The organism is Micromonospora yongxingensis (genome assembly GCF_052601155.1).
Map to the genome: position 1 here is coordinate 222,411 of NZ_JBQXEO010000004.1, position 21,322 is coordinate 243,732.

Below are 21,322 nucleotides of genomic sequence, written 5' to 3' on the forward strand. Positions count from 1 at the left end.
GGTCAGGTCCGACGCGACGGGTGCGGCGCTGGCCGGGCTGCTGTCCCGCCGCTGGTGGGCGCGTCAGCCGGCGATGCCGGTCGCAGTGACCACCACGCCGCGAGGGTGACCAGCGCGAACGTGCCGGCAGCGGCACCCGCCACCGGCACCGTTCCGTGTGCCGCCGCGACCAGCCCGGCGAGCACCGCGCCGACCGGTGCGGTGAACAGCCCGACCATCCGCTGTGCGGCACCCACCCGACCGAGCAGCCCGGCCGGCACGTGCTGCTGCCCGTACGACGCCCACAGGCTGTTCCACACCACCGTGCCGGCGGCGAAGACGGCCAACGCGAACCCGCCCGGCACTGGATGCCGGGCCAGCGCGAACCCGGTCAACGCGACGGTCTGCGCGGCGAGCACCGCGCACAGCGCGGGCACCGTGCCGAGCCGGGCGGCGAGGCGACCCGCCCCGAGCGCCCCGGCCACACCGCCGAGAATCGCACTGGCCGCGAACAGCCCGTACCCGGCCGGCGGCACCCGCAGCACGTCCAGCGCGTAGAGCACCAGCACCGCCAGCAGCCCGCTGATCGCGAGGTTGCTGGCGGCCGCGAGCAGGGTGACCCGCCACAGGGTCCGGTGTGCGCGCAGCCAGCGCAGCCCTTCGCCGATCTCGCCCCACACCGATCCACGCCGCGCTCCCGTGGCGGTGATCGGAGCGGTGGTCGGGGCGAGGGCCAGCACGAGCAGGGCGGCCACGGCGAAGGTCACGGCGTCGAGGGTGAACGGGAGGGCGGGGGCGGTGGCGAAGAGCACGCCGGCGGCGGGCGCGCCGAGGAATCCGCCGGCCACCGCGGTGCCCGCCTGGAGCCGGCCGTTCGCCCGGGGTAGCGCCGCAGGCGGCACCAGCGCGGGGAGCAGCGCGAACGAGGCCGAGTCGAAGAGGGTGCCGAGCGCGGCGAGAAGGAACGCGGCCACCAGCAGCACCGCGATCCCCGCCCGGTCGAGGGCGACCGCCACGGCCAGCGCAGCCACCACCGCGGCGCGTGCCCCGTCCACCAGGGCCATCGTGCGTCGCCGGTCCCAGCGGTCCGCGTACACGCCGCCGAGCAGACCGAAGAGCAGTGGCGGCAGCTGCCCGGCCACGGTGACCGCTGCGATGACCCGGGGGTCGCGGGTGAGCGTCGCAGCCAGCAGCGCGAGCGCCGGCGTCCGCAGCGCGTCCCCGAACCGGGAGGAGACGGCGGCGGACCAGAGCAGCCGGAAGTCCCGACCGAGAGCGGAGGAGGTCATACCGGTGACGGTGCGGGTTCGACCGGGTCGAGGGTCAAGCCCGGAGACGTGCGCAACCGGGCGGTAACCACCGCTCCACCGCGGGCAGATCGCGGTCTAGGCTTGCCCGGTGACGGTGGAGCAGCAGGCACGGGGTGCGGCGGGTCCGGGCCGGCGTCGGTCCCGCAAGGACGAGATCCTGGAGATCGCGGTCGGTCTGTTCGCCGCCCGCGGCTACCACGGCGTGTCGATGGACGACATCGGCGCGGCCGCGGGGGTCACCGGTCCGGCGCTCTACCACCACTTCGCCGGCAAGGAGGCCATGCTGGCCGCCGCGCTGATCCCGGTCAGCGACGGGTTGCTGGCCGGCGGCCGGGAACGCGCCGCGAGACACCCGGATGACCCGCGTGGCGCGCTGGAGTCGCTGATCGACTTCCACGTCGAGTTCGCGCTGGCCAACCCGGCGGTGATCGCGCTGCACCTCCATGAGCTGGACCGCCTGCCCGAGGAGCCGCGGCGGCGGATCCGCCGGCTGCAGCGGCTCTACGTCGAGGAGTGGGTGACGGTCCTCACGGCCCTGCACCCCGGCATGCCCGACGGCGAGGCCCGGGTGCTGGCGCACGCCGCATTCGGCCTGATGAACTCGACCCCCTTCCTCGGTGGTGAGGTGGACCGTCGACGCCGCGCCGAGCTGCTGCGCGACGCCACCCTGGCCGCGCTGCTCGCCTGAGCCGACTCGTCAGCACGGCACCGGTCATGGTTCCCTGACAACCGTCCCAAATCCTGGACGCTGGGAGGAATCATGATCGAGTCACTGCTGGTCGCCAATCGGGGCGAGATCGCCCGCCGGATCATCCGGACCGCCAGGCGGCTCGGCATCCGCGCGATCGCGGTGTACTCGGAGGCCGACGCCGACCTGCCGTTCGTCGCCGAGGCGGACGAGGCGGTCCTCGTCGGCCCGCCGAATCCGGCACAGAGCTACCGCAACGTCGAGGCGATCCTCGCCGCCGCCAAGTCGACCGGCGCGCAGGCGATCCACCCCGGCTACGGCTTCCTGTCGGAGAACGCCGAGTTCGCCCGTACCGTCGAGTCGAGCGGCCTGATCTGGGTCGGACCCGGCGCGGACGCGATCACCGCGATGGGCGACAAGATCAACGCCCGGAACCTGATGGCGGCGGCCGGTGTTCCGGTCGCGCCCGGCACCACCGACCCGGCCGCCGACCTGGACGCGGCGGTGGCCGCCGCCGCCGGGATCGGTTACCCGGTGATGGTCAAGGCCGCCGCGGGTGGTGGCGGCATGGGCATGGGTGTGGCCGCCGACGAGGCCGCGCTGCGCACCGAGTACGACAAGGTACGCGCGTTCGCCGAGCGGATGTTCGGCGACGGTTCGGTGCTGATCGAGCGGTACTTCCCCCGGGTGCGTCACGTCGAGGTGCAGATCCTCGGCCTGGCCGACGGCCGGGTGATCGCGCTCGGTGAGCGGGAGTGCTCGGTGCAGCGGCGCAACCAGAAGCTGGTCGAGGAGTCCCCCTCTCCAGCGGTCTCGCCGGAGCTGCGTGAGCGTTTCCTGGCCGCCGCGGTGCGGGCCGGTGAGGCGGTGGGCTACCGCAACGCCGGCACGGTGGAGTGCCTGCTCGATCCTGCGACCAACGAGTTCTTCTTCCTGGAGATGAACACGCGGCTCCAGGTGGAGCACCCGGTGACCGAGTACGTCTACGGCGTCGACCTGGTGGAGGAGCAGTTGCGGGTGGCGTCGGGCCTGGCGCCGACCTTCGACCCGGACGCGCTGGTGCCGCGCGGGCACGCCATCGAGATGCGGATCAACGCCGAGGACCCGAAACGTTTCCTGCCCGGCCCCGGCGTGATCAGGACCTGGGTCGAGCCGACGGGTGAGGGTGTCCGGGTGGACTCCGGCTACACCGAGGGCAACACGGTCACCCCGTTCTACGACAGCCTGATGGCCAAGCTGATCATCAGCGGCGCCACCCGCGACGAGGTGATCGAGCGCGCGAAGGTCGCGGTCGCCGCCTTCCAGATCGAGGGCCCGAAGAACAACGTCCCCTTCTTCGCCGAGCTCCTCGACAACGAGGAGTTCCTCTCCGGGGCCTATGACACGGGCATCGTCTCCCGCATGCGCTGATCCGGCCAGGTCGTCGTTCCGGCGGCCCGGCGAGACTGGTACCCGCGCCCTTTGCTCTGCTTACCTGGACGCAACAGCGGTTGTCCGGAGATCGGACGGTCGCCGTTGCGGTGGTTGAAGCAGAGCAAAGCGGCCGAACCCCACCCCGATCCGACGTCACAGCGAGGTGACCGATGAGCCAGTTGCCAGATTCCGTCTCGATCCGCGAGGTCGGGCCGCGGGACGGGCTGCAGAACGAGGACCCGATCCCGACCGACGCCAAGGTGCGGCTGCTCGACGCGCTCTCCGGCACGGGTGTGCGCCGGATCGAGGCGGTGTCGTTCGTGCACCCGAAGGCGATCCCGCAGATGGCCGACGCCGACGAGGTGTGGCAGCGGGCGGTGAAGGCCGACGGGGTGCGTTACTCGGCACTGGTGCCCAACACCCGGGGCGCCCAGCGGGCACTGGCCGCCGGATTCACCGAGATCGAGGTGGTGGTCTCGGCCAGCGACACGCATAACCGGCGCAACGTCAACCGTTCCACCGACGAGTCGTTGGACGACATCGCCGAGCTGATCGACCTGCTGCACGGGGCGTCCGCGCGGGTCGAGGTGATCGTGGCGACCAGCTTCGGCTGCCCGTACGAGGGGGATGTCGACCCGCAGCGGGTGGCGGGCATCGTGGACCGGGTGGTCCGCGACGGTGCGGATCGGGTGGCGTTCGGCGACACCACCGGCATGGGCACTCCGCGCCGGGTCCGCGAGCTGCTGACGGCGGTACGCGACCGCAACGCGCAGGTGCCGGTGCTGCTGCACTTCCACAACACGCGGGGCACGGCGCTGGCCAACCTGCTGACCGCGCTGGAGCTGGGCGTGACCGAGTTCGACGCCAGCGTGGGCGGCCTCGGCGGCTGCCCGTACGCGCCGGGGGCCAGCGGCAACCTGGCCACCGAGGAGGCCGTGCACATGCTGCACGACATGGGCATCGACACCGGCATCGACCTGGCCGCCCTGATCGAGGCGGCCGAGCTGGCCGAGCACCTGCTCGGCAAGAAGCTCCCGTCGGGCGTGCTGCGCGCCGGTCCCCGCACCCGTCTGACGCCGATGCCGAGCTGACCGTCCGGAGACGCGGGAGGGGCCGGCGTGGTGCCGGCCCCTCCGTCGTGCCCGGTCGGTCAGCTCACGGACGTGAGCGCGGCCGGCCAGCTGTCGCGGAAGATCTCGGACCCGGCGCGGTCCGTGCTGCGCTCGGTGGCGATGCGGGTGCCGGCGAAGAGGCTGGTCACCCGGCTCGCCTCGGCGCTGCTCGGGTACGGGTTGGTGCAGCTGGTGCCGGCGCTGCCGCCGGACATCAGGAGCGCGCAGTTCCCGTTGTAGTTGTCCGGCAGGCCGAGGATGTGCCCGATCTCGTGGGTCATGATCCGCAGCGGGCTGTACTGCGCGGCCTGCTGGGTGTCGATGTACACCCGTCCGTTGCCGAGGCTGGTCCGGACGGCGTACGAGCCGCCGCCGGTGATCTGGTAGATCCGCAGGTTGGAGCCGCAGTTCGCCGAGAGCGTCAGGTTGGACGTGGCGTTGTTCCAGATCGAGGCGGCCTGGTTGGCGGTGCCGGCGAAGCTTCCCGCCTGGCTGGTGTTGTAGCAGATTGTCATGGCGGCGGACGCGGGCGACGGGTTGGCGACCGTGACGCCGAGGGTGGCCAGTGCCGTCGCGAGCACCGCGACGGCGAGCCGATTGAGTCGTGAGGTCATCGCTGACTCCAATCCGGGAGGGAGGGGTGTCAGGAGCCTAGCCATATAGATCTATGTATTTCAATATCTCTCTCGAACGCGTGGCCGAGGTTGCCCCCGATCGGGCCACGGGTCGCCGAGCGTCGCGCGGATGCGCTAGCCTAACGATCGTTCAGGTCAGTGCGGCGAGGGAGTCAGCGTGACGCTCGACGGTGAGGCGCTGGAGCAGCTGCGCAAGCGGGCACGATCCGGCGGCGCGGACAAGTACCACGCGGCGAACGCCGCCAAGGGCAAGCTCTTCGCCCGGGAGCGGGTCGCGCTCCTGGTCGACGAGGGCTCGTTCGTCGAGGATGGCCTCTACGCCAACGCCCTCGCCGAAGGGCTGCCCGCCGACGGTGTGGTCACCGGCACCGCCACCATCGACGGCCGGCAGGTCTGCCTCATGGCCAACGACTCCACCGTCAAGGCCGGCAGCTGGGGCGCCCGCACCGTCGAGAAGATCATCCGGATCATCGAGCGCGCATACTCCACCAGCGTGCCGATGGTCTACCTGGTCGACTCCGCCGGCGCCCGGATCACCGACCAGGTCGACCTGTTCCCCGGTCGGCGCGGCGCCGGCAGGATCTTCTGGAACCAGGTGCGCGCCTCGGGCTCGATCCCGCAGGTCTGCGCCCTGTTCGGCCCGAGCGCCGCCGGTGGGGCGTACATCCCGGCGTTCTGCGACGTGGTGGCCATGGTCGACGGCAACGCCAGCATGTACCTCGGCTCCGACCGGATGGTCGAGATGGTCACCGGCGAGAAGACCACGCTGGAGGCGATGGGCGGGGCGAAGGTGCACACCGCCGAGTCCGGCGTCGGGCACTTCCTCTGCAAGACCGAGGCCGACGCGCTCGCCGTGGTGCGCCGCTACCTGTCCTACCTGCCGGCGAACTGGACCCAGACACCGCCGACCGCCGAGGCGGTCGCCGCGCCGGAGAAGGCCGACCTGGCCGCGCTGGTGCCGGCCAGCGAGCGGCAGGCGTTCGACATGCGGCGGTACGTCAAGGGCCTGCTCGACGAGGGTTCCTTCTTCGAGATCCAGGCGCTGTGGGCCAAGGAGCTGACCATCGGCTTCGGCCGGCTGAACGGCGAGGTCGTCGGCGTGGTCGGCAACAACTCGATGTTCAAGGGCGGCGTGCTCTTCGTCGACTCGGCCGACAAGGCGACCCGGTTCGTGCAGCTCTGCGACGCGTTCAACGTGCCGCTGCTCTTCCTCAGCGACGTACCCGGCTTCATGGTCGGCAGCGCCGTGGAGAAGCAGGGCATCATCCGGCACGGGGCCAAGATGATCACCGCGATCTCCGAGGCGACCGTGCCGAAGATCTGCGTGGTGGTCCGCAAGGCGTACGGCGCGGGCCTCTACGCGATGGCCGGCCCCGGCTTCGAGCCGGACGCCACCATCGCTCTGCCCAGCGCGAAGATCGCGGTGATGGGAGCCGAGGCCGCGGTGAACGCGGTCTACGCCAACAAGATCGCGGCGATCGAGGACGAGGCCGAGCGGGCAGCCTTCGTCGCCGCGAAGCGTGCCGAGTACGAGCAGGACATCGACGTCGTCCGGCTCGCCAGCGAGCTGGTCGTGGACGCCATCGTCGAGCCGCACGACCTGCGTGCCGAGCTGGTCCGCCGGTTCGCGGCGGCGCGTACGAAGGATCGGCACTTCTCCCGGCGCCGGCACGGCGTCACCCCGGTCTGACCCGACGACCGACCGGACCGCCACAGCGAGCCGTCCCGGCGTCACGAGCGCCGGCGGCCCGTCGACACAGGAGGACGAGATGGACTTCCGGCTCACCGACGAACAAGCGGCGCTGCGGGAGAGCGTGCGGGACTTCGCGCGCGAGGTGGTCGCACCGGTCATCGCCGAGCACTACGAGCAGCACACCTTCCCGTACGAGGTGATCCGGCAGATGGGCAAGATGGGCCTGTTCGGCCTGCCCTTCGGCGAGGAGCACGGTGGCATGGGCGGCGACTACTTCGCCCTCTGCCTCGCCCTGGAGGAGCTGGCCCGGGTCGACTCCAGCGTGGCGATCACGCTGGAGGCGGCGGTGTCGCTCGGTGCCATGCCGATCTACCGGTTCGGCACCGACGAGCAGCGCGCGACATGGCTGCCGAAGCTGCTCAGCGGCGAGGCGCTGGCCGGCTTCGGGCTCACGGAGCCGGGCACCGGTTCCGACGCCGCCGGCACCCAGACCCGGGCCGTGCTGGACGGTGACCACTGGGTGATCAACGGTTCGAAGGCCTTCATCACCAACTCCGGCACCGACATCACCGCCCTGGTCACCGTCACCGCGGTCACCGGCACGAACCCGGACGGCTCGAAGGAGCTGTCGACCATCATCGTGCCCACCGGCACGCCCGGCTTCACGGTGGCGCCTGGCTACTCCAAGGTGGGCTGGACGGCCTCGGACACCCACGAGCTGACCTTCGACGACTGCCGGGTGCCGGTGGCCAACCTGCTCGGCGAGCGGGGCCGGGGCTTCGCCCAGTTCCTACAGATCCTCGACGAGGGTCGGATCGCCATCGCCGCGCTGGCCGTCGGCCTCGCCCAGGGCTGCGTGGACGAGTCGATCAGGTACGCGAAGGAGCGCCACGCCTTCGGCCGGCCGATCGGCGCCAACCAGGCCATCCAGTTCAAGATCGCCGACATGGAGCTGAAGGCGCACACCGCCCGGCTGGCCTACTACGACGCCGCCGCCCGGATGCTGGCCGGTGAGCCGTTCAAGCGGCAGGCCGCCATCGCCAAGCTGCACGCCAGCACGATCGCGGTGGACAACGCGAGAGAGGCCACCCAGATCCACGGTGGCTACGGCTTCATGAACGAGTACCCGGTTGCCCGGTTCTGGCGGGACTCCAAGATCCTGGAAATCGGCGAGGGCACCAGCGAGGTGCAGCGCATGATCATCGCGCGCGATCTGGGTCTCTGAGCGGTCCTCGGCGCCGGCCACGACCGGCCGGGCCCCGGTTGCGGGCAGGGGTCCGGTAGCTGTCGGATATCGGCGAGCAGCCGTCGGCAGCCCGACGTTCGACTGCCGATGGTCGGAGCCGATCCGTACTCTTCGTGCCCATGACTCCCGATCATGATCGGTCGCGGAGCCCGGCGGGCCGTACCGGGCTGTCGGACCTGCTCCGTGGGCATCGGCGTACCGCCGGGCTCACCCAGGCCGAGCTGGCGTCCCTGGCCGGCGTGGGCGTGCGGACGGTGCGTGACCTGGAGCGTGGTCGATCGGTCCGGCCCCAGCGCACCACCGTGGAACTGCTTGCCGCGGCCCTGGAGCTGACCGGCGCCACCCGGGCGGCGTTCCTGGCCGCGGCCCGCAACACGGCCGGCGGCGAGCCACCCCAGGCGGACAACATCCCGGCGGCGCTCGTGGTCACCCGCGGCACCGGCGGCGCGGCGACAGTCGAGCCCGCCGGCCCACAGGTCGCACTTCCACCGCCGGTCGCACTGATCGGCCGTGACCGCGATGTCACCGAGTTGGCCGGCATGCTGACCGCGGAGCGTGGCCCCCGGCTGGTCAGCCTGGTCGGGCTGGCCGGGGTGGGCAAGACCGCACTCGCGCTCTCCGTGGCGCACGCGACCGGCGGTGCCCACCCGGGCGGCGTGGCCGGGGTGCTGGTCGGCGAGGGCTCGGACGGACCGGACGTGCTCGCCGCCTCGATGACCGTGCTCGGCGCGGCCCGGCTGCCGGAGCTCGTTGCCCGGCTCGCCGGCCGACCGGTCCTGCTGGTGGTGGACGCGGTGGAGCGCGCCCCGGGTCCGGTGGCCGAGACGCTGCACCGGCTGACGGGCGCGCTGCCCTCGCTGCGGGTGCTGGTCACCGGACGGCATCCGGTCGGGCTGCCCGGCGAGCGGGTCTGGCCGGTCGCGCCACTCGACGTGCCGCCGCCGGGCGCCGAGCGGCGCGGGCCGGCCACGCTCGGGTCGTGGCCGGCGGTCGCACTGTTCACCGCCCGTCTGGCCCAGGTCCGTCGGGAGCCACCCACCGCGGACGAGCTTCCCGCCCTGGCCGCACTGGTTCGCCGGCTCGGCGGGCTGCCGCTGGCCATCGAGCTGATGGCCGCCCGGGGCCGGATCCTCGACCTCACGGAGCTGCTCGACCGGTACGGCGACCGCGTGCTCGACCTGGCCACTCCCGCTGACCAGGCGGTCCATTCCGGCTGGGACGGGCCGGACGCGCCCACCCGCCGCCCGGTCGGCCCGGACGCCACGCGCGCAGCGGTGGCGGTGACCCTGCGGGACGCGGTGGAGACCAGCTATCGGCTACTCGCGTCGGAGGAACAGGCCGCGCTGCGGCGGCTCGCCGTGTTCCGGAACCGATGGTCGGTGGAGCTGGCCGAGGAGATGCTCGCCGACGAGGCCGACCGGGACGGCACGGTGGTGATCGATCCCGTTCCGCTGCTGGACCGGCTCGTCGAACTCGGCCTGTTGAGCGTCCGCGGCACCGGTCCCTTCCGTTTCCGCCTGCTCGACGCGGTCCGCGACTTCGCCGCCGAGCAGGCGGCCGGCGGTGGGGAACTGACCTGCATCCGGCGCCGGCACGCCGTGGTGATCGCTCGACTGGTGGCGCGGACCGCCACCGAACTGGTCGGCCCACGGCTGCCCGAGGCGGTGCACCTGCTGGACGAGGTCAGCAGCGACATCAGCTCGGCGCTGGCCCACGCCGCGAGCGACGATCCGCTGACCGCGCTCCGTCTGGCCAGCTGTCTGACGCGTTGGTGGCGGTTCCGTGGGCGCGACGTCGTCGGCCGGCAGTGGCTGCGCCGACTCCTGGCCGACCCGCGGACCGCGGACGCCGGTCCCGTACTGCGGGGGTGGGCCGCCCTCGGGGTGGCCCGGCTCGCCGCCGAGCACGGCGCGGGCGGCGAGGAGCTGCCGACGGCGCGGGCCGCGCTGGACGCGTTCCGGCAGGCCGGCGACATCAACGGCGAACTGGAGGCGCGGATCGTGCTGAGCGCGCTGCTGGTCGCCGTGGGCCGGCGTGACGAGGCCCGCGAGCAGGCCGAGGCGGTGCTCCGGCTGGCCGCCCGCAACGGCCGGATCCGGGACATGGCGGTGGCCCAGAACGCCCTCGCCTGGCACGAGATCCGGGCCGCCGACCTGGCCGCGGCGCACCGCCGGCTGGCCGCGGTGGACCGGCTCGCCGCCGAGTGCGGGGAACAGCGGCTGCGGGTGCTCTCCTGGGCCAACCGGGCCGAGGTCGTGCGTCTGGAGGGCCGGTACGCCGACGCCGTGGACCAGGGCCGGCGGGCGGTTGCGGCGTTGTCCGAGCTGGGTGATCCGCGGCATCGCCGGCGGGTGCTCGGCACGATCGGGTTGGCGCTCGCCCAGGACGGTCGCGGCGACGAGGCGTCCGAGGTGCTCACCGAGTTGCGCGCCGACGCCGCTGAGCTGGCGCTGGCCGTACCGTCACGGCCGCCGGCCGGGCGGGCCGGGCCGCCGAGGCCGCGCACGGACGATGCGGTGTCGGTCTGGGGTGAACCGAAGGCGGCGATCTGCGCCTTGATCGAGGGCAACCTGGCGCTGCACCGGGGCGACCGTGAGTTGGCGGCCGAGTGGTTCGCCGCCGCGGCGGAGGCGGGTCGGGACCGGCGGGACGCGGTGGAGGCGCTGGTCGGGCTGGCCGCGAGCACCGGGGACCGGGCGGTCCTTGATCGGCTGGACCGGGTCTGCCAGGAGAGTGGCATCCGCCTGCTGCCGCACGAGTCGGAGCTGCTCTACGCGTTGACTGCCTCGCGGGGCGGGCCGGCGGCGCGGTAGTCGGGGTCGGCCGGGTGGGGAGTGGCGCGAGCGAAGAGCCCCCTTGGTGCTACCCCTCGCTGTTCGCCCGCGCCGTCACCCCCCGGTGATTCCCCGGTGGAGGAAAGCCTGCCACCGTGATCGGGGCGGAAAGCCTGTTTCGGCCCGCATGTCCGGCTGCCAAGGTCAGTTCTGCCGGTCTTTCTGCCGGTGGCGCCGATCACTGATCAGGCCGTCGCCGATGCCGGACGGCGGTCAGCAGGTGGCGCCGTTGGCGTTGGCGGTCTGGTCGGGGGCGGTGTCGGTGCTGCCCGCGGTGGCACCGGGATGCACGGCGTCACGAACCCGGCGCAGGCCGTCGAGCAGCGCGGCCAGGGCCTCGGGGTCGAGCTGGCCGGTGAACCACTGCTCGATGATCCGCAGGTGCCCGGGCAGCGTCTCGTCCAGCCGTCGCAGGCCGGCGGCGGTGACCACCGCGTACGAGCTGCGCCGGTCGTGTGGGCAGGCCCGGCGGGTGAGTAGTCCGTCGCGCTCCATCCGGTCCACCACCCGCGTCACCCCGCTGGTGGACAGGGAGGTCTGGGCGGCGAGGTCGGTCATCCGGAGCTGATTGCCCGGCGAGCGGGCCAGGCGGGTGATCACCTCGAACTCGACCGAGGAGAGGCCGTGCTCTTCGAGTTGGGCGGCGAACCGGGCCGACAGCCCGGCGTGCGCCTCGTAGAGCAGGCCGACGGCGGTGATCCGGGGATCGTCGAACACGTTGGTCACTGGTTCATCCTACCAGTCCTTGACACAGGGAATGTTGTTGCGGCTATAGTTGCTCAAGCAGTCGTTGGGCTACTAAACAATTCTTCTGGAGGACAGCAGCATGACCAGCAGCATCGATGCGGTTACCCGCGACTGGGACGGCCTCACCATCCCGGCCCCCGGCACCTACGCGCTCGACGTCGCGCACAAGCGGGTGGGCTTCGTCGCTCGGCACATGATGGTCAGCAAGGTCCGCGGTGAGTTCAACGAGGCGACCGCCACCATCACCGTTGCCGAGGACCCGCTGCAGTCCTCGGTCGCGGCGACCATCCAGGCCGCGAGCATCGACACCACCCAGGCCGACCGGGACGCGCACCTGCGCAGCCCCGAGTTCCTGGACGCCGAGAACTTCCCGACCCTGGAGTACCGCAGCACCGGGGTCAAGTCCCGCCGCGGCAACGAGTTCGTGCTCTCCGGTGAGCTGACCATCCGGGGCGTCACCCGCCCCGTCGACCTGGAGGTCGAGTTCGAGGGTGTCGGCCGCAGCCCGTTCGGCCAGGACATCTTCGGCTTCTCCGCGAGCACCGAGATCGACCGCGAGGAGTTCGGCCTGACCTGGAACGTCGCGCTGGAGACCGGCGGCGTGCTGGTCAGCCGCAAGATCAAGATCGAGATCGAGGGCGAGGCCGTCCGCCAGGCCTGATCCTTCGGATCGCCGGTACGCCGGGCCCGCGCCGCACGTCGGCGCGGGCCTGGCGCCGTCTCCGCCACTCGCCGCCGAACTCGTGGCAATTGTCACGAGTTGTTCTCGCGGGCATCCGGTCCGGCACGGCGCCGACGGGGTACAGATGGCCCCACGAGCGCATCCCCCTCGGTCGGCGTCGGATCACCGCTGCCGTCCTCTGGCCTCGGCCAGGTGAGCGCTCTTACCGTGGATGGTTCACAATGCGCTTTCCGGGATGGCGGCAGGATCCCGACCGCGCCGGGCGTCGGGAGGACACATGGGCAGGGACGTCTCGCAGGGCGCCTTCTCCCGGGAGGACCGCGTCCGTTATCGGCAGAAGGTCCGTCGCTGCCTCGACGTCTTCGCCCTGATGCTGGACGACTTCGGCTTCGACGCCGACCGGCCGATGACCGGCCTGGAGATCGAACTCAACCTGGTCGACTCGGCGGCCGAGCCGGCGATGCGCAACGAGGAGATCCTCGCCGACATCGCCGACCCGCTCTTCCAGACCGAGCTGGGGCAGTTCAACCTGGAACTCAATGCCGAACCCCGGCTGATCGAGGGCACCGGCTTCGCCGACTACGAACACGACCTGCGCAGCAGTCTCTCCCGCGCCGACGAGCGCGCGGCCAAGTCCGACGCGAAGATCGTCCTGGTCGGCATCCTGCCCACCCTCACCGAGGGGCACCTGGTCGAGGACAACCTCTCCACGAACGAGCGCTACCGGGTGCTCAACGACCAGATCGTCGGTGCCCGGGGCGAGGACATCGAACTCGACATCCGCGGCGTCGAGCAACTGCGTACGCACACCGACTCGATCGCCCCCGAGGCCGCCTGCACGAGTCTCCAGTTCCACCTCCAGGTGGCGCCGGACAGCTTCGCCGACTACTGGAACGCGTCGCAGGCCATCGCCGGCGTGCAGGTCGCGATCGGCGCGAACTCCCCCTTCCTGTACGGCCGTCAGCTCTGGGCCGAGACCCGGATCGCCCTCTTCGAGCAGGCCACCGACACCCGTCCCGACGAGCTGAAGGCCCAGGGCGTACGCCCCCGGGTGTGGTTCGGTGAGCGGTGGATCACCTCGATCTTCGACCTCTTCGAGGAGAACGTCCGGTACTTTCCGCCGCTGCTGCCGATCTGCGAGGACGAGGACCCGGTGGAGGTGCTGCACGCCGGCGGTGTGCCCCAGCTCGGTGAGCTGCGGCTGCACAACGGCACGGTCTACCGGTGGAACCGCCCGGTCTACGACATCATGAACGGTCGCCCCCACCTGCGGGTGGAGAACAGGGTGCTGCCGGCCGGCCCCACGGTGGTGGACATGCTGGCCAACGCGGCCTTCTACTTCGGGCTCGCCCGGGGCCTGGCCGAGGCGGACCGGCCGATCTGGAGCCAGCTCACCTTCAGCTCGGCCGAGGAGAATTTCCACGCCGCCGCCCGGCGGGGTCTGGACGCCGTACTGCACTGGCCCCGGCTCGGCGACGTGCCGGTCACCAAGCTGGTGCTGGAGCAGTTGCTGCCCACCGCCGCTGCCGGCCTGGACGGGTTCGGTGTCGCCCCGGCGCAGCGGGACCGCCTGCTCGACATCATCGAGCAGCGCTGCCGGACCGGCCGCAACGGTGCCGTCTGGCAGACCGAGGCGGTCTGGGCGGCGGAGCGGCACCGGGGCATGGACCGACCTGCCGCGCTGCACCACATGGTGCAGCGGTACGCGGAGCTCCAGCGCGGCAACGAGCCGGTGCACACCTGGCCGGTCGACTGACTCCGCTTACCCGGCGACCACGTTGGTGGCTCGTCGCCGCCGGGCGCCTCAGTCGGTGAGGGGTCGCCCGGCCCGCCGGGGCGATCGGCTCCGCCGGCCGCCCGTCGCCGCACCCTCCGTCGGCCCACCGTCGGTGGAGGCGGCCGGACCGGCGCCGTCCGGGTCCGTGCGCGGTGCCGGCACCCGGGGTACGGCGGCCCGCGTCCCCGGGACGACCTCGTCCGCCGGAGGCACGTCGCCGACCGATTCGCGCCCGGCGCCGGCCTCGGCCGAAGGGCTGACCGGGGCCGGGGCCACCTCGTGCGACCGAGGTGAAGAGGCCTCGGCAACCGGATGCGAGCCCGCCGTGGCCGCCGCGTCCCGGTTGCGGTCGGCCCGCTCGGCGAGCGCGGCGATCAGCACCGAGCCACCGATGCCGGCGATGAGCGCGTACGGGGCGATCAGTTGGGTGGACAGCTGCTCCGGGCCCAACACCGACCAGCGCGGCACGGTGGTCAGGTAGGCGAGCGCGACGAGCAGCGGACCAGCCGCGCCGGAGGCCGCCGCGCCGACCCGGTGCCCGGCCGACCGGGCGGCCCGCCGCGCCGCCAGCACGCCGATCAGCAGCGCGGGAACGAGCGCCAGCAGCGCACCCGGCCAGTAGAGCTGGTCACCGATCCAGTAACGCGGGTGGTCCGGGTCGAACTGCCAGGTGCCGAGCTGGGCGCCGGTCAGTCCGCGTCCGACGCGTACCCCGTCGACGACCGAGACCACCGCGAGCAGCCAGAGCCAGGCGGCCGTCGCGGTCACGTTCAGCGCGGCGGCGCGGGAGCGCAGCGCCCAGACCGCGACGAGCACGCCGATCAGGATGCCCAGGCCCGCGTGCAGGGCGGCCGCCCGTTGCGGCGCCCCGGTGTCGGCGCCCACCGCGACACGCGCGGGCACGGCGACCAGCAGCACGGTGACCAACCCGCCGATCCCGGCACCGAGCGCCACGGCGACCCGCCGCAGCAGACCATTGTGCTCGCCGGGCGGGACCTCGTGCGCCGACCGGTCGCCCGCCGAGGTCGGCCGGTCCGCCGCCCGGCCGGTGTCGTCGACCGCAGTCGGACGGCCGGCCGCGACGGTTGCCGGTTTCGGCGCGTCCGACCCGTCCGCGGCTCCCGTCCCGGGAACGGCGGTCGGTGTCAGCTCGTTGTCGGTCACCCTCGCGTCGGCCGTCGGCGGTACGGCCCGCTGGTGCAGCCGCTGGGCACAGACCGCACCCAGCACGGTCGAGCTGGCAGCGAGCCAGGTGGCCCAGGCGAGGCCGTCCGCCCAGGCCGTGTTGGTGGCCCCGGCATCGGTGGGCGTCCAGGTGATGACGCCGAGCCCGTAGCCGAAGCCCAGTTGAGCGGCGCCAGCGCCAGCAGCGATGCCGATCGCCGTCGCGATCGATACTCCCCAGCCCCGTCTGGCCATGCCGGGCAGCGTAGCGTCCCGTCGTCGGCGCGGCGAGTGGCAACGACCCGCCGGGGTCGAGCGCCGGCGCAGCGTGTTGGGCGGCGCCGGGTACGGTCGCCGGTGATGAGGCGGTGGGCGGTATGACGGACGCGAACACGGGTCGGCAGGATTCCGCGGGCGGCCGGGACGACGGTGGTCCCGGCCGGGCCAGTGTGCTGCTGGGCGGCGGGCTGGTCGCCGTGCTGCTCGTCGCGATCGGCGCGACCGGCGGGTGGTTGCTGGCCGGCGAGGATGAGGGATCTCCGACGGACCCGCTGGCGGTGGCGACCGCGACCGGTACGCCGACCGGCCAGGCGACGGCACCCCGACCGAGCACCGGCCGGACCACGCCGTCGGCCCCTCGCACCTCCTCGACCAAGGGGAGCGGGCTGACCGTGCCACCGGTGGTCGGCACCGACTTCGTGCAGGCCCGGGACATGTTGCGCAAGCAGCGACTGGGCTGGCGTCTGGTCTTCGGTACGGGCACCGGTCGTACGGTCGAGAGCAGCTCGCCCGCCGTGGGGGTCACGGTCGCCCGGGGCGCCACGGTGCAACTCCACGTGGCTGGCCCGGCGCCGGCGGCGGAGGTGCCGGACGTGGTCGGTGACGACTGCTCGGACGCCGCCGCGGACCTGGTCGAGGAGGGCCTCTACCCGCGCTACCGCAGCGGACGCACCGGAGAGGTCAGCCGGCAGGAGCCGGCCGAGGACGGCGCGGCCCGCTGGAACGACGAGGTCAGCATCTGGTGTGGGGCGGCAGCGCCACCCAGCCTGCCGAGTGTGGGACCGACCCTCTGATCCCTTGCTCGGTGACCAACGACCGCCAGCGGCGGCCGGCGCGGGGTCGCCCGAGTTCGGGTCGTCCCGATCGTCGACACCGGTTCGGGCCGGGCGGTTCGGGCCGCTGATACCAGCCGATCCCGGTGTGGGCGGTTAGGTTGGCGGTCGAGGGCCATGGCGCCCGCCCGGTTCGGGAAAGGACGTGCGATGAGCGACGACCGCCAGGAGCCGCCCGCCGGGGATCACGACGACGACCGGACCCGTCCCCTGCCGCCCGCCGCCGACCGGCCACAACGGGCCGAGCCCGCCACCCCGCCCCGCGCCGCGTCGCCGGACGAGACCGCGCCGATCGACCGCACCGCTCCGGCCGGCCCGGCCGCGTCGCCGGACCAGACCATGCCCATCGACCGCGCGGCGTCGTCCGGTCCCGGCGCGCCGGCCGACCGGACCATGCCGATCGACCGCGCCGCGCCGTCGCAGCCGGGTGGGCCGGTGGACCGGACCGCGCGGATGCCCGCGGAGCCGTCCATTCCGCCGCCGTGGTCCGGGCGGGCGGAGGTGCGGGCGCCGCGGCCGGCCGAGCCCGCCGGAGAGTGGTACGCCGAGGAGCAGGGCGGCCGCCGCTGGTGGATGCCGATCCTCTGGGGCGTGCTCGCGCTGCTGCTCGCGGGCCTGCTCGGGGCGGCGCTCTGGGTGGTGCTCGCCGCGCGGGACGACGACCCGGACGACCCGCGGATCACGCCGTCGCTTCCGCCGGCCAGTGCCACCACCGCGGCCCCGACCAGCGCGGCGCCGACCTCGGCGGCCCCGACCAGCGAGTCACCGAGCAGCCCGGCGGCCACCACCGAGCCGGTCGAGGTGCCGGTGCCGCCGGTGACCGGCCTGCCGCAGGCAACCGCCGAAGGGCTGCTGGACCGGCTCGGTGTGACCTACCGGGTGGTGTACCGCCCGTCCGGGTTGCCGCCGGGGACGGTGGTGGGCACCGAGCCGGGGGCCGGCACGACGGTGGCGACCGACGAGGAGGTACTGCTGATCGTCTCGCAGGCCCGGCCCTCGACCGGGGTCAGTCCGACGGTGCCGAGCCCGACGGTGACGAACACGCCGTGACCGGCGCTCACCACATGCGGCGGCGGGTGCCGACCAGACCGAGGCCGGCCAGCGAGATGGTGAGGCCGAAGATTCCGGACCAGAACAGTGAGCGGCGGACATCCGTCGCGGCGTGTGGGGCAGGAGCCGCCTCGGTGATCTCCTGGCGGCCGTCGTACTGACCGCCGGCACCGGCACCGGCCGCAGGGCCGGTCGGGTCGGTGCTGTGGGTGGGGGCGCCGGCGCCGATCCAGCCGGGCTCCTCGTCCACAGGCGGGTCGGCGTCGATCACGGTGATCTCGGGTGCGGGCACCGGCGTGGTCAGCCGGGTGGACGACATCGCCGGGTCGCGGACCAGGACCAGGACCGTGGTCATGGCCCCGAGCAGGGCGAGGAGTCCGAAGGCGTAGGCGATACGGGAGCGGTGGTGCCGCCGCAGGGCGGGCTGATTGACCATGACCATCCCAGGCTCAGGGCCCTGGACGCGCGGGTGGAACGGTGCCGGGGTGGGCGTACCAATTCTATGGCGACGGCACGCCCACCGGCGGCGGATCGCGTTGGTCAGCCCACCCGGACGGGGGTACGGACGACGGGGCGCCGGGTCCGTACGGTGTGTGGGCGGGGCTCCGGTGCGGACTGCACCTGTTGCAGCCCTTCCCGCTGGACGAAGATCGACCGTCGGGTGACCGCGTCGCCCGCCGCGTTCAACTCGTAGCCGTCGAGCCAGAGCCAACCGTCGTAGGTCGGCCAGTCGAGCACCCGGATCACCCGGTATCTGATGGGCCTGAGGAACTGGACACTCGCCGCGCGAGTCACGTGCAGTACGTCACCGGAGCGGGGAAGCACATGGGCTCCTGGGGAGGTCGGCCGGCGGTTGCGCCGGCGGTGACTGATCGGGGGAACGTCTCGGCCCGGTGACGGGATCGCGCCTCGTGGACCGGTGGTGCGGTTGGTGGTGGTCGGGCCGTACTCCGCTGGTGGCGTGCCGCCACCCGACCATCACTCGACTGCTTCCGGGAACCGCGCCCGCCGCCGCAGCTTGCCGGCTTGCAGCGGCGGGGTCTTCACCCCGGAGCAGGTCTCGGTGTCGCTGGCCGGGCCCGCGTCGCATCGGCTTCCCCGGATCGGTGGGATGACCACACCGGGGGACCGGACGGAGACGCTGAGTGATCCGTGCCATACGGACAGACTGCATCAGGGACGTGCTTCATGCAAGTTGCACGTCGACTTTTGCCTATACGTGAGTCGCTGATCGAAAGCGGCGCTTGAAGCCATCCGCGTCCGGACGGCACACTGGGGGCCGGTTTCGCCCGTCGCGGCCGGCCGATGACCGGCACCACCCCTTTCGCCGCGAACGCTCGCCGGTCGACGGTCGCGCCCCCGGCGGGTGCAGCCAGTGGCGCGTCGACCGGAGGTAGCCCGAGTGGGGTCGAGCAGCCAGCGGCGAGGATCAGCGAGGCAGTGGTTGCGCCATGAGTGAGCGGCGCAGCCCAACCATCCGACGGCGACGGCTCGGTGCCGAGCTGCGCCGTCAGCGGGAGTCCGCCGGCATCACCATCGAGGTGGTGGCCGAGCAGTTGGAGTGCTCGGCGTCGAAGATCTCCCGCATCGAGACCGGGCACACGTCGGCCACACCGCGCGACGTCCGCGACATGCTGCGGATCTACGGCGTGGTGGGTGCCGAGAGCGACGAACTCGTGCAGATCGCCCGGGAGGCGCGGCAGAAGGGCTGGTGGCACCCGTACAGCACGGTGCTGGTCGGGGCGTACGTCGGGCTGGAGGCCGCGGCGAGTTCGATCCGGGCATACGAGCAGCAGGTGGTGCCCGGTCTGTTGGAGACCGAGGAGTACGCCGGGGCGATGATCCGCGCCGCCCGGCCGGACTTCACGGCCGATCAGGTACATCAGCGGGTGCGTGTCCGTCTGGGCCGTCAGTCGTTGTTGACCCAGGACGATCCGGTCGATCTGTGGGTGGTGCTCGATGAGGCGGTGGTAAGCAGGCCGGTGGGCGGGGACGAGGTGATGCGTGGCCAGCTCAAGCGGCTGGTCGAGGTTGCCGAACTGCCGAACGTGACATTGCAGATCCTGCCCTTCGAGGTGGGTGCGCACGCCGGCATGGACGGCACCTTCACGATCCTCAGCTTCCCCGAGCCCGGTGATCCGGATGTCGTGTACGCGGAGAACGCCACGGGTGGGCTCTTCCTGGAGAAGAGCGACGAACTACAGAAGTACAGCTTCATCTTCGATCACATCCGCGCTGCGGCCATTCGTCCGGAGGAGTCCGTCGCACACATCGCAAAACTGGCAGAGGAGCCGTTGTGGAAATGGCGACCAAGGGGTTCCCCGTGGACCTGACGCAGGCAACGTGGTTCAAGAGCTCGAAGAGCGGGCCGAACTGTGACAACTGCGTGGAGGTGGCGTACGTGACCGGGGCGGTCGGAGTGCGGGACTCGAAGGACAAGGCCGGCCCGGCCCTGGTCTTCGCCCCGGGTGACTGGCACGCCTTCGTCGCCGGCACCAGAGGTGGTGTGTTCGGCTCGGCCTGACCACGTGGGCCACGGGGGTCCCCGTCCGGTCTCGACCGGACGGGGACCTTCCCGTGTCCAGCGCAGCCGGGCCACGGGTGCGTGCCGACGGCGGGCCGGCGAGGTTCCGTCGGGATTCCCGTCGCCACAGCGGGTCCGCCTCGTTGAACCGGTCGGTACGGCGCTGGTCCACGACCCGCCGCACCGATCCGCAACCGAGCGAGGTAGGCGAGACAGATGACGACGATCGGGTCTGACAACCTCACCAACGGTCCGGGCAAGCCGGAGCGGTTCGGTGGCAAGTACCGCGGGGCGCGTCGGGACACCGTACTGACCGAGGTGGTCTCGACCGACCAGGAGCTGAGCGGGCGCGAGGGGTCGGCGTCCGAGACGGCCGACCCGCCGCTCTCCCTGCCGTCGCTGGACCCGAACCCGCTGGTCGAGCCGTCCTTCCCGCCGACCGGCTGGCCGATGGAGGCCACCGGGTCGCTGGCTGACCACCCGTTGCTGCGTGGGCTGCTGATGGAGCTGCCGCCGAAGGGCAGCGTGCCGCCACCGGGCTGGCTGGACCGCTGGTTCGAGGCGACCCGCGCGATCCTGGAGTTGCTATACGTGCAGGGGCCCGGGCGCTCGCGCTGACCGCTGTGCGTCCGGCCGGGCCCGCTCGGCGAGCCTGCTGTGCCGGAGCGCGTGTCGGACGCCGATCGCCAGGATCCCGAGCGCGCCGACGGTGATCGCCGGACCGGTGACGCCCGGTACGGCGAGCAGATCGGTGCCGTTCGCCGCGACCACTGCGGGCACGGTCAGCACACCGGTGACCTGCAACGGGAACCCGATCAGAGGGTGCGCCGCGGCGGCCCGAAGGCCGTACGGCGTGGGCGTCTCCGGCGCTGCGGCGAACGCTCCCGCGCCGGCCCGGAGCCGGCGCACCCGGCGTACGGTGCAGACCGCCACCACGAGTGCGGGGAGCCCGGCGAGATTGAGGGCGGCGGCGGCCTGATCGGCCGGGGCGTTTCCGGCACTGAACAACCCGGCCGCGAGCACGGTCGCCGTGAGCGTGAGACCCACGAGGGTCAGGATGAGCAGGTGCCCGGCGCGTCGGCGCAGCGCGCGGGCGCGGCCAAGCCGGGGCAGGCCGTCCGCGACCACGCCGGCGGCCATCCACAGGACGGTGATCGGCAGCAGGGCGGCGAGTGGGCTCTCCATGCTGGTCAGCCTCTCCGATCGGGGCCGTCCGCGAATCCGGGCGCAGCCCTCGTTCGTCCCGGACGCCGTCCCCGTAGGGGCATCCTCTCCGAGTTATGGACGATGCGACATGTTTATCTTCGTCACTGCCCTGACCTACTCTCGGAAAGATCGGCCGTCATGGATCTGAGC

Annotated in this window: 20 protein-coding genes; 13 read left to right on the forward strand and 7 right to left on the reverse strand. The window is 72.6% G+C overall.

The features are described 5' to 3' along the window. Positions 1–2 precede the first annotated feature (2 nt). The gene (locus tag ACTWLT_RS08365; protein WP_445317782.1) at positions 3–1,268 is read right to left on the reverse strand and encodes an MFS transporter; all 1,266 of its coding nucleotides are present in this window, start codon (positions 1,266–1,268) and stop codon (positions 3–5) included. 109 nt (positions 1,269–1,377) lie between these two features. Between ACTWLT_RS08365 and ACTWLT_RS08370 the strand changes: the two genes are divergently transcribed. From ACTWLT_RS08370 to ACTWLT_RS08380, 3 genes are all read left to right on the forward strand, one after another. Then, entirely contained in the window at positions 1,378–1,977 is a 600-nt protein-coding gene (locus ACTWLT_RS08370; RefSeq protein ID WP_445317783.1) for a TetR/AcrR family transcriptional regulator, read from the forward strand. A gap of 72 nt (positions 1,978–2,049) precedes the next feature. Then, on the forward strand, positions 2,050–3,387 hold the full coding sequence (locus ACTWLT_RS08375; RefSeq protein ID WP_445317784.1) for an acetyl-CoA carboxylase biotin carboxylase subunit: 1,338 nt from the start codon (positions 2,050–2,052) through the stop codon (positions 3,385–3,387). Between the two features lie 182 nt (positions 3,388–3,569). Continuing rightward, positions 3,570–4,481, forward strand: coding sequence for a hydroxymethylglutaryl-CoA lyase (locus tag ACTWLT_RS08380; RefSeq protein ID WP_445317852.1), 912 nt, complete (start codon positions 3,570–3,572; stop codon positions 4,479–4,481). Positions 4,482–4,540: 59 nt separating this feature from the next. Here ACTWLT_RS08380 and ACTWLT_RS08385 read toward each other — a convergent pair whose 3' ends face one another. After that, positions 4,541–5,116, reverse strand: coding sequence for a snapalysin family zinc-dependent metalloprotease (locus ACTWLT_RS08385; protein ID WP_445317785.1), 576 nt, complete (start codon positions 5,114–5,116; stop codon positions 4,541–4,543). Between the two features lie 178 nt (positions 5,117–5,294). Between ACTWLT_RS08385 and ACTWLT_RS08390 the strand changes: the two genes are divergently transcribed. From ACTWLT_RS08390 to ACTWLT_RS08400, 3 genes are all read left to right on the forward strand, one after another. Next, positions 5,295–6,827, forward strand: coding sequence for an acyl-CoA carboxylase subunit beta (locus ACTWLT_RS08390; RefSeq protein WP_445317786.1), 1,533 nt, complete (start codon positions 5,295–5,297; stop codon positions 6,825–6,827). Positions 6,828–6,906: 79 nt separating this feature from the next. Beyond that, entirely contained in the window at positions 6,907–8,055 is a 1,149-nt protein-coding gene (locus ACTWLT_RS08395) for an acyl-CoA dehydrogenase family protein (RefSeq protein WP_252416988.1), read from the forward strand. 140 nt (positions 8,056–8,195) lie between these two features. Beyond that, positions 8,196–10,889: an ATP-binding protein gene (locus ACTWLT_RS08400; protein WP_445317787.1), complete on the forward strand. Its 2,694-nt coding sequence runs from the start codon at positions 8,196–8,198 to the stop codon at positions 10,887–10,889. A 234-nt stretch (positions 10,890–11,123) separates the two neighbouring features. On the opposite strand, the gene ACTWLT_RS08405 is transcribed toward ACTWLT_RS08400, so the two are convergent. Continuing rightward, on the reverse strand, positions 11,124–11,636 hold the full coding sequence (locus tag ACTWLT_RS08405) for a MarR family winged helix-turn-helix transcriptional regulator (protein ID WP_252416990.1): 513 nt from the start codon (positions 11,634–11,636) through the stop codon (positions 11,124–11,126). 100 nt (positions 11,637–11,736) lie between these two features. Here ACTWLT_RS08405 and ACTWLT_RS08410 point away from each other — a divergent pair, with 100 nt between their 5' ends. Next, positions 11,737–12,318 (forward strand): YceI family protein, encoded by a 582-nt coding sequence (locus ACTWLT_RS08410; RefSeq protein WP_252416991.1) that lies wholly within the window; start codon positions 11,737–11,739, stop codon positions 12,316–12,318. Between the two features lie 298 nt (positions 12,319–12,616). Then, positions 12,617–14,095 carry a glutamate-cysteine ligase family protein gene (locus ACTWLT_RS08415; protein ID WP_445317788.1) on the forward strand — a complete coding sequence of 493 codons (1,479 nt, stop codon included), beginning with the start codon at positions 12,617–12,619 and terminating at the stop codon, positions 14,093–14,095. Between the two features lie 48 nt (positions 14,096–14,143). On the opposite strand, the gene ACTWLT_RS08420 is transcribed toward ACTWLT_RS08415, so the two are convergent. Then, positions 14,144–15,535, reverse strand: a complete 1,392-nt coding sequence (locus ACTWLT_RS08420; protein WP_445317789.1) for a hypothetical protein — start codon at positions 15,533–15,535, stop codon at positions 14,144–14,146. A 122-nt stretch (positions 15,536–15,657) separates the two neighbouring features. Here ACTWLT_RS08420 and ACTWLT_RS08425 point away from each other — a divergent pair, with 122 nt between their 5' ends. Then, positions 15,658–16,353: a PASTA domain-containing protein gene (locus ACTWLT_RS08425; protein ID WP_445317790.1), complete on the forward strand. Its 696-nt coding sequence runs from the start codon at positions 15,658–15,660 to the stop codon at positions 16,351–16,353. Positions 16,354–16,542: 189 nt separating this feature from the next. Continuing rightward, positions 16,543–17,442, forward strand: coding sequence for a PASTA domain-containing protein (locus ACTWLT_RS08430; protein ID WP_445317791.1), 900 nt, complete (start codon positions 16,543–16,545; stop codon positions 17,440–17,442). Positions 17,443–17,449: 7 nt separating this feature from the next. Here ACTWLT_RS08430 and ACTWLT_RS08435 read toward each other — a convergent pair whose 3' ends face one another. Together ACTWLT_RS08435 and ACTWLT_RS08440 are read right to left on the reverse strand one after the other, a co-directional pair. After that, positions 17,450–17,884, reverse strand: a complete 435-nt coding sequence (locus ACTWLT_RS08435; protein ID WP_445317792.1) for a hypothetical protein — start codon at positions 17,882–17,884, stop codon at positions 17,450–17,452. A gap of 98 nt (positions 17,885–17,982) precedes the next feature. Beyond that, positions 17,983–18,267 (reverse strand): hypothetical protein, encoded by a 285-nt coding sequence (locus ACTWLT_RS08440; RefSeq protein ID WP_445317793.1) that lies wholly within the window; start codon positions 18,265–18,267, stop codon positions 17,983–17,985. 626 nt (positions 18,268–18,893) lie between these two features. Between ACTWLT_RS08440 and ACTWLT_RS08445 the strand changes: the two genes are divergently transcribed. From ACTWLT_RS08445 to ACTWLT_RS08455, 3 genes are all read left to right on the forward strand, one after another. Then, positions 18,894–19,775 (forward strand): helix-turn-helix domain-containing protein, encoded by an 882-nt coding sequence (locus ACTWLT_RS08445; RefSeq protein WP_252416998.1) that lies wholly within the window; start codon positions 18,894–18,896, stop codon positions 19,773–19,775. Further along, positions 19,745–19,966 carry a DUF397 domain-containing protein gene (locus ACTWLT_RS08450; protein WP_121656330.1) on the forward strand — a complete coding sequence of 74 codons (222 nt, stop codon included), beginning with the start codon at positions 19,745–19,747 and terminating at the stop codon, positions 19,964–19,966. The genes ACTWLT_RS08445 and ACTWLT_RS08450 overlap by 31 nt, the downstream gene beginning before the upstream one ends. 216 nt (positions 19,967–20,182) lie before the next feature. Next, the gene (locus ACTWLT_RS08455) at positions 20,183–20,584 is read left to right on the forward strand and encodes a hypothetical protein (protein WP_445317794.1); all 402 of its coding nucleotides are present in this window, start codon (positions 20,183–20,185) and stop codon (positions 20,582–20,584) included. Here ACTWLT_RS08455 and ACTWLT_RS08460 read toward each other — a convergent pair. Further along, positions 20,552–21,151, reverse strand: coding sequence for a hypothetical protein (locus ACTWLT_RS08460; RefSeq protein WP_445317795.1), 600 nt, complete (start codon positions 21,149–21,151; stop codon positions 20,552–20,554). The genes ACTWLT_RS08455 and ACTWLT_RS08460 overlap by 33 nt on opposite strands. Between the last annotated feature and the right edge of the window lie 171 nt (positions 21,152–21,322).

Coding starts and splice junctions, on each gene's coding strand:
- ACTWLT_RS08375 (WP_445317784.1), top strand. CDS start 2,050: ATGATCGAGTCACTGCTGGTCGCCAATCGGGGCGAGATCGCCCGCCGG.
- ACTWLT_RS08410 (WP_252416991.1), top strand. CDS start 11,737: ATGACCAGCAGCATCGATGCGGTTACCCGCGACTGGGACGGCCTCACC.
- ACTWLT_RS08435 (WP_445317792.1), bottom strand. CDS start 17,884: ATGGTCATGGTCAATCAGCCCGCCCTGCGGCGGCACCACCGCTCCCGT.
- ACTWLT_RS08395 (WP_252416988.1), top strand. CDS start 6,907: ATGGACTTCCGGCTCACCGACGAACAAGCGGCGCTGCGGGAGAGCGTG.
- ACTWLT_RS08415 (WP_445317788.1), top strand. CDS start 12,617: ATGGGCAGGGACGTCTCGCAGGGCGCCTTCTCCCGGGAGGACCGCGTC.
- ACTWLT_RS08460 (WP_445317795.1), bottom strand. CDS start 21,151: ATGGAGAGCCCACTCGCCGCCCTGCTGCCGATCACCGTCCTGTGGATG.
- ACTWLT_RS08450 (WP_121656330.1), top strand. CDS start 19,745: ATGGCGACCAAGGGGTTCCCCGTGGACCTGACGCAGGCAACGTGGTTC.
- ACTWLT_RS08365 (WP_445317782.1), bottom strand. CDS start 1,268: ATGACCTCCTCCGCTCTCGGTCGGGACTTCCGGCTGCTCTGGTCCGCC.
- ACTWLT_RS08445 (WP_252416998.1), top strand. CDS start 18,894: ATGAGTGAGCGGCGCAGCCCAACCATCCGACGGCGACGGCTCGGTGCC.
- ACTWLT_RS08385 (WP_445317785.1), bottom strand. CDS start 5,116: ATGACCTCACGACTCAATCGGCTCGCCGTCGCGGTGCTCGCGACGGCA.
- ACTWLT_RS08455 (WP_445317794.1), top strand. CDS start 20,183: ATGACGACGATCGGGTCTGACAACCTCACCAACGGTCCGGGCAAGCCG.
- ACTWLT_RS08430 (WP_445317791.1), top strand. CDS start 16,543: ATGAGCGACGACCGCCAGGAGCCGCCCGCCGGGGATCACGACGACGAC.
- ACTWLT_RS08400 (WP_445317787.1), top strand. CDS start 8,196: ATGACTCCCGATCATGATCGGTCGCGGAGCCCGGCGGGCCGTACCGGG.
- ACTWLT_RS08425 (WP_445317790.1), top strand. CDS start 15,658: ATGACGGACGCGAACACGGGTCGGCAGGATTCCGCGGGCGGCCGGGAC.
- ACTWLT_RS08420 (WP_445317789.1), bottom strand. CDS start 15,535: ATGGCCAGACGGGGCTGGGGAGTATCGATCGCGACGGCGATCGGCATC.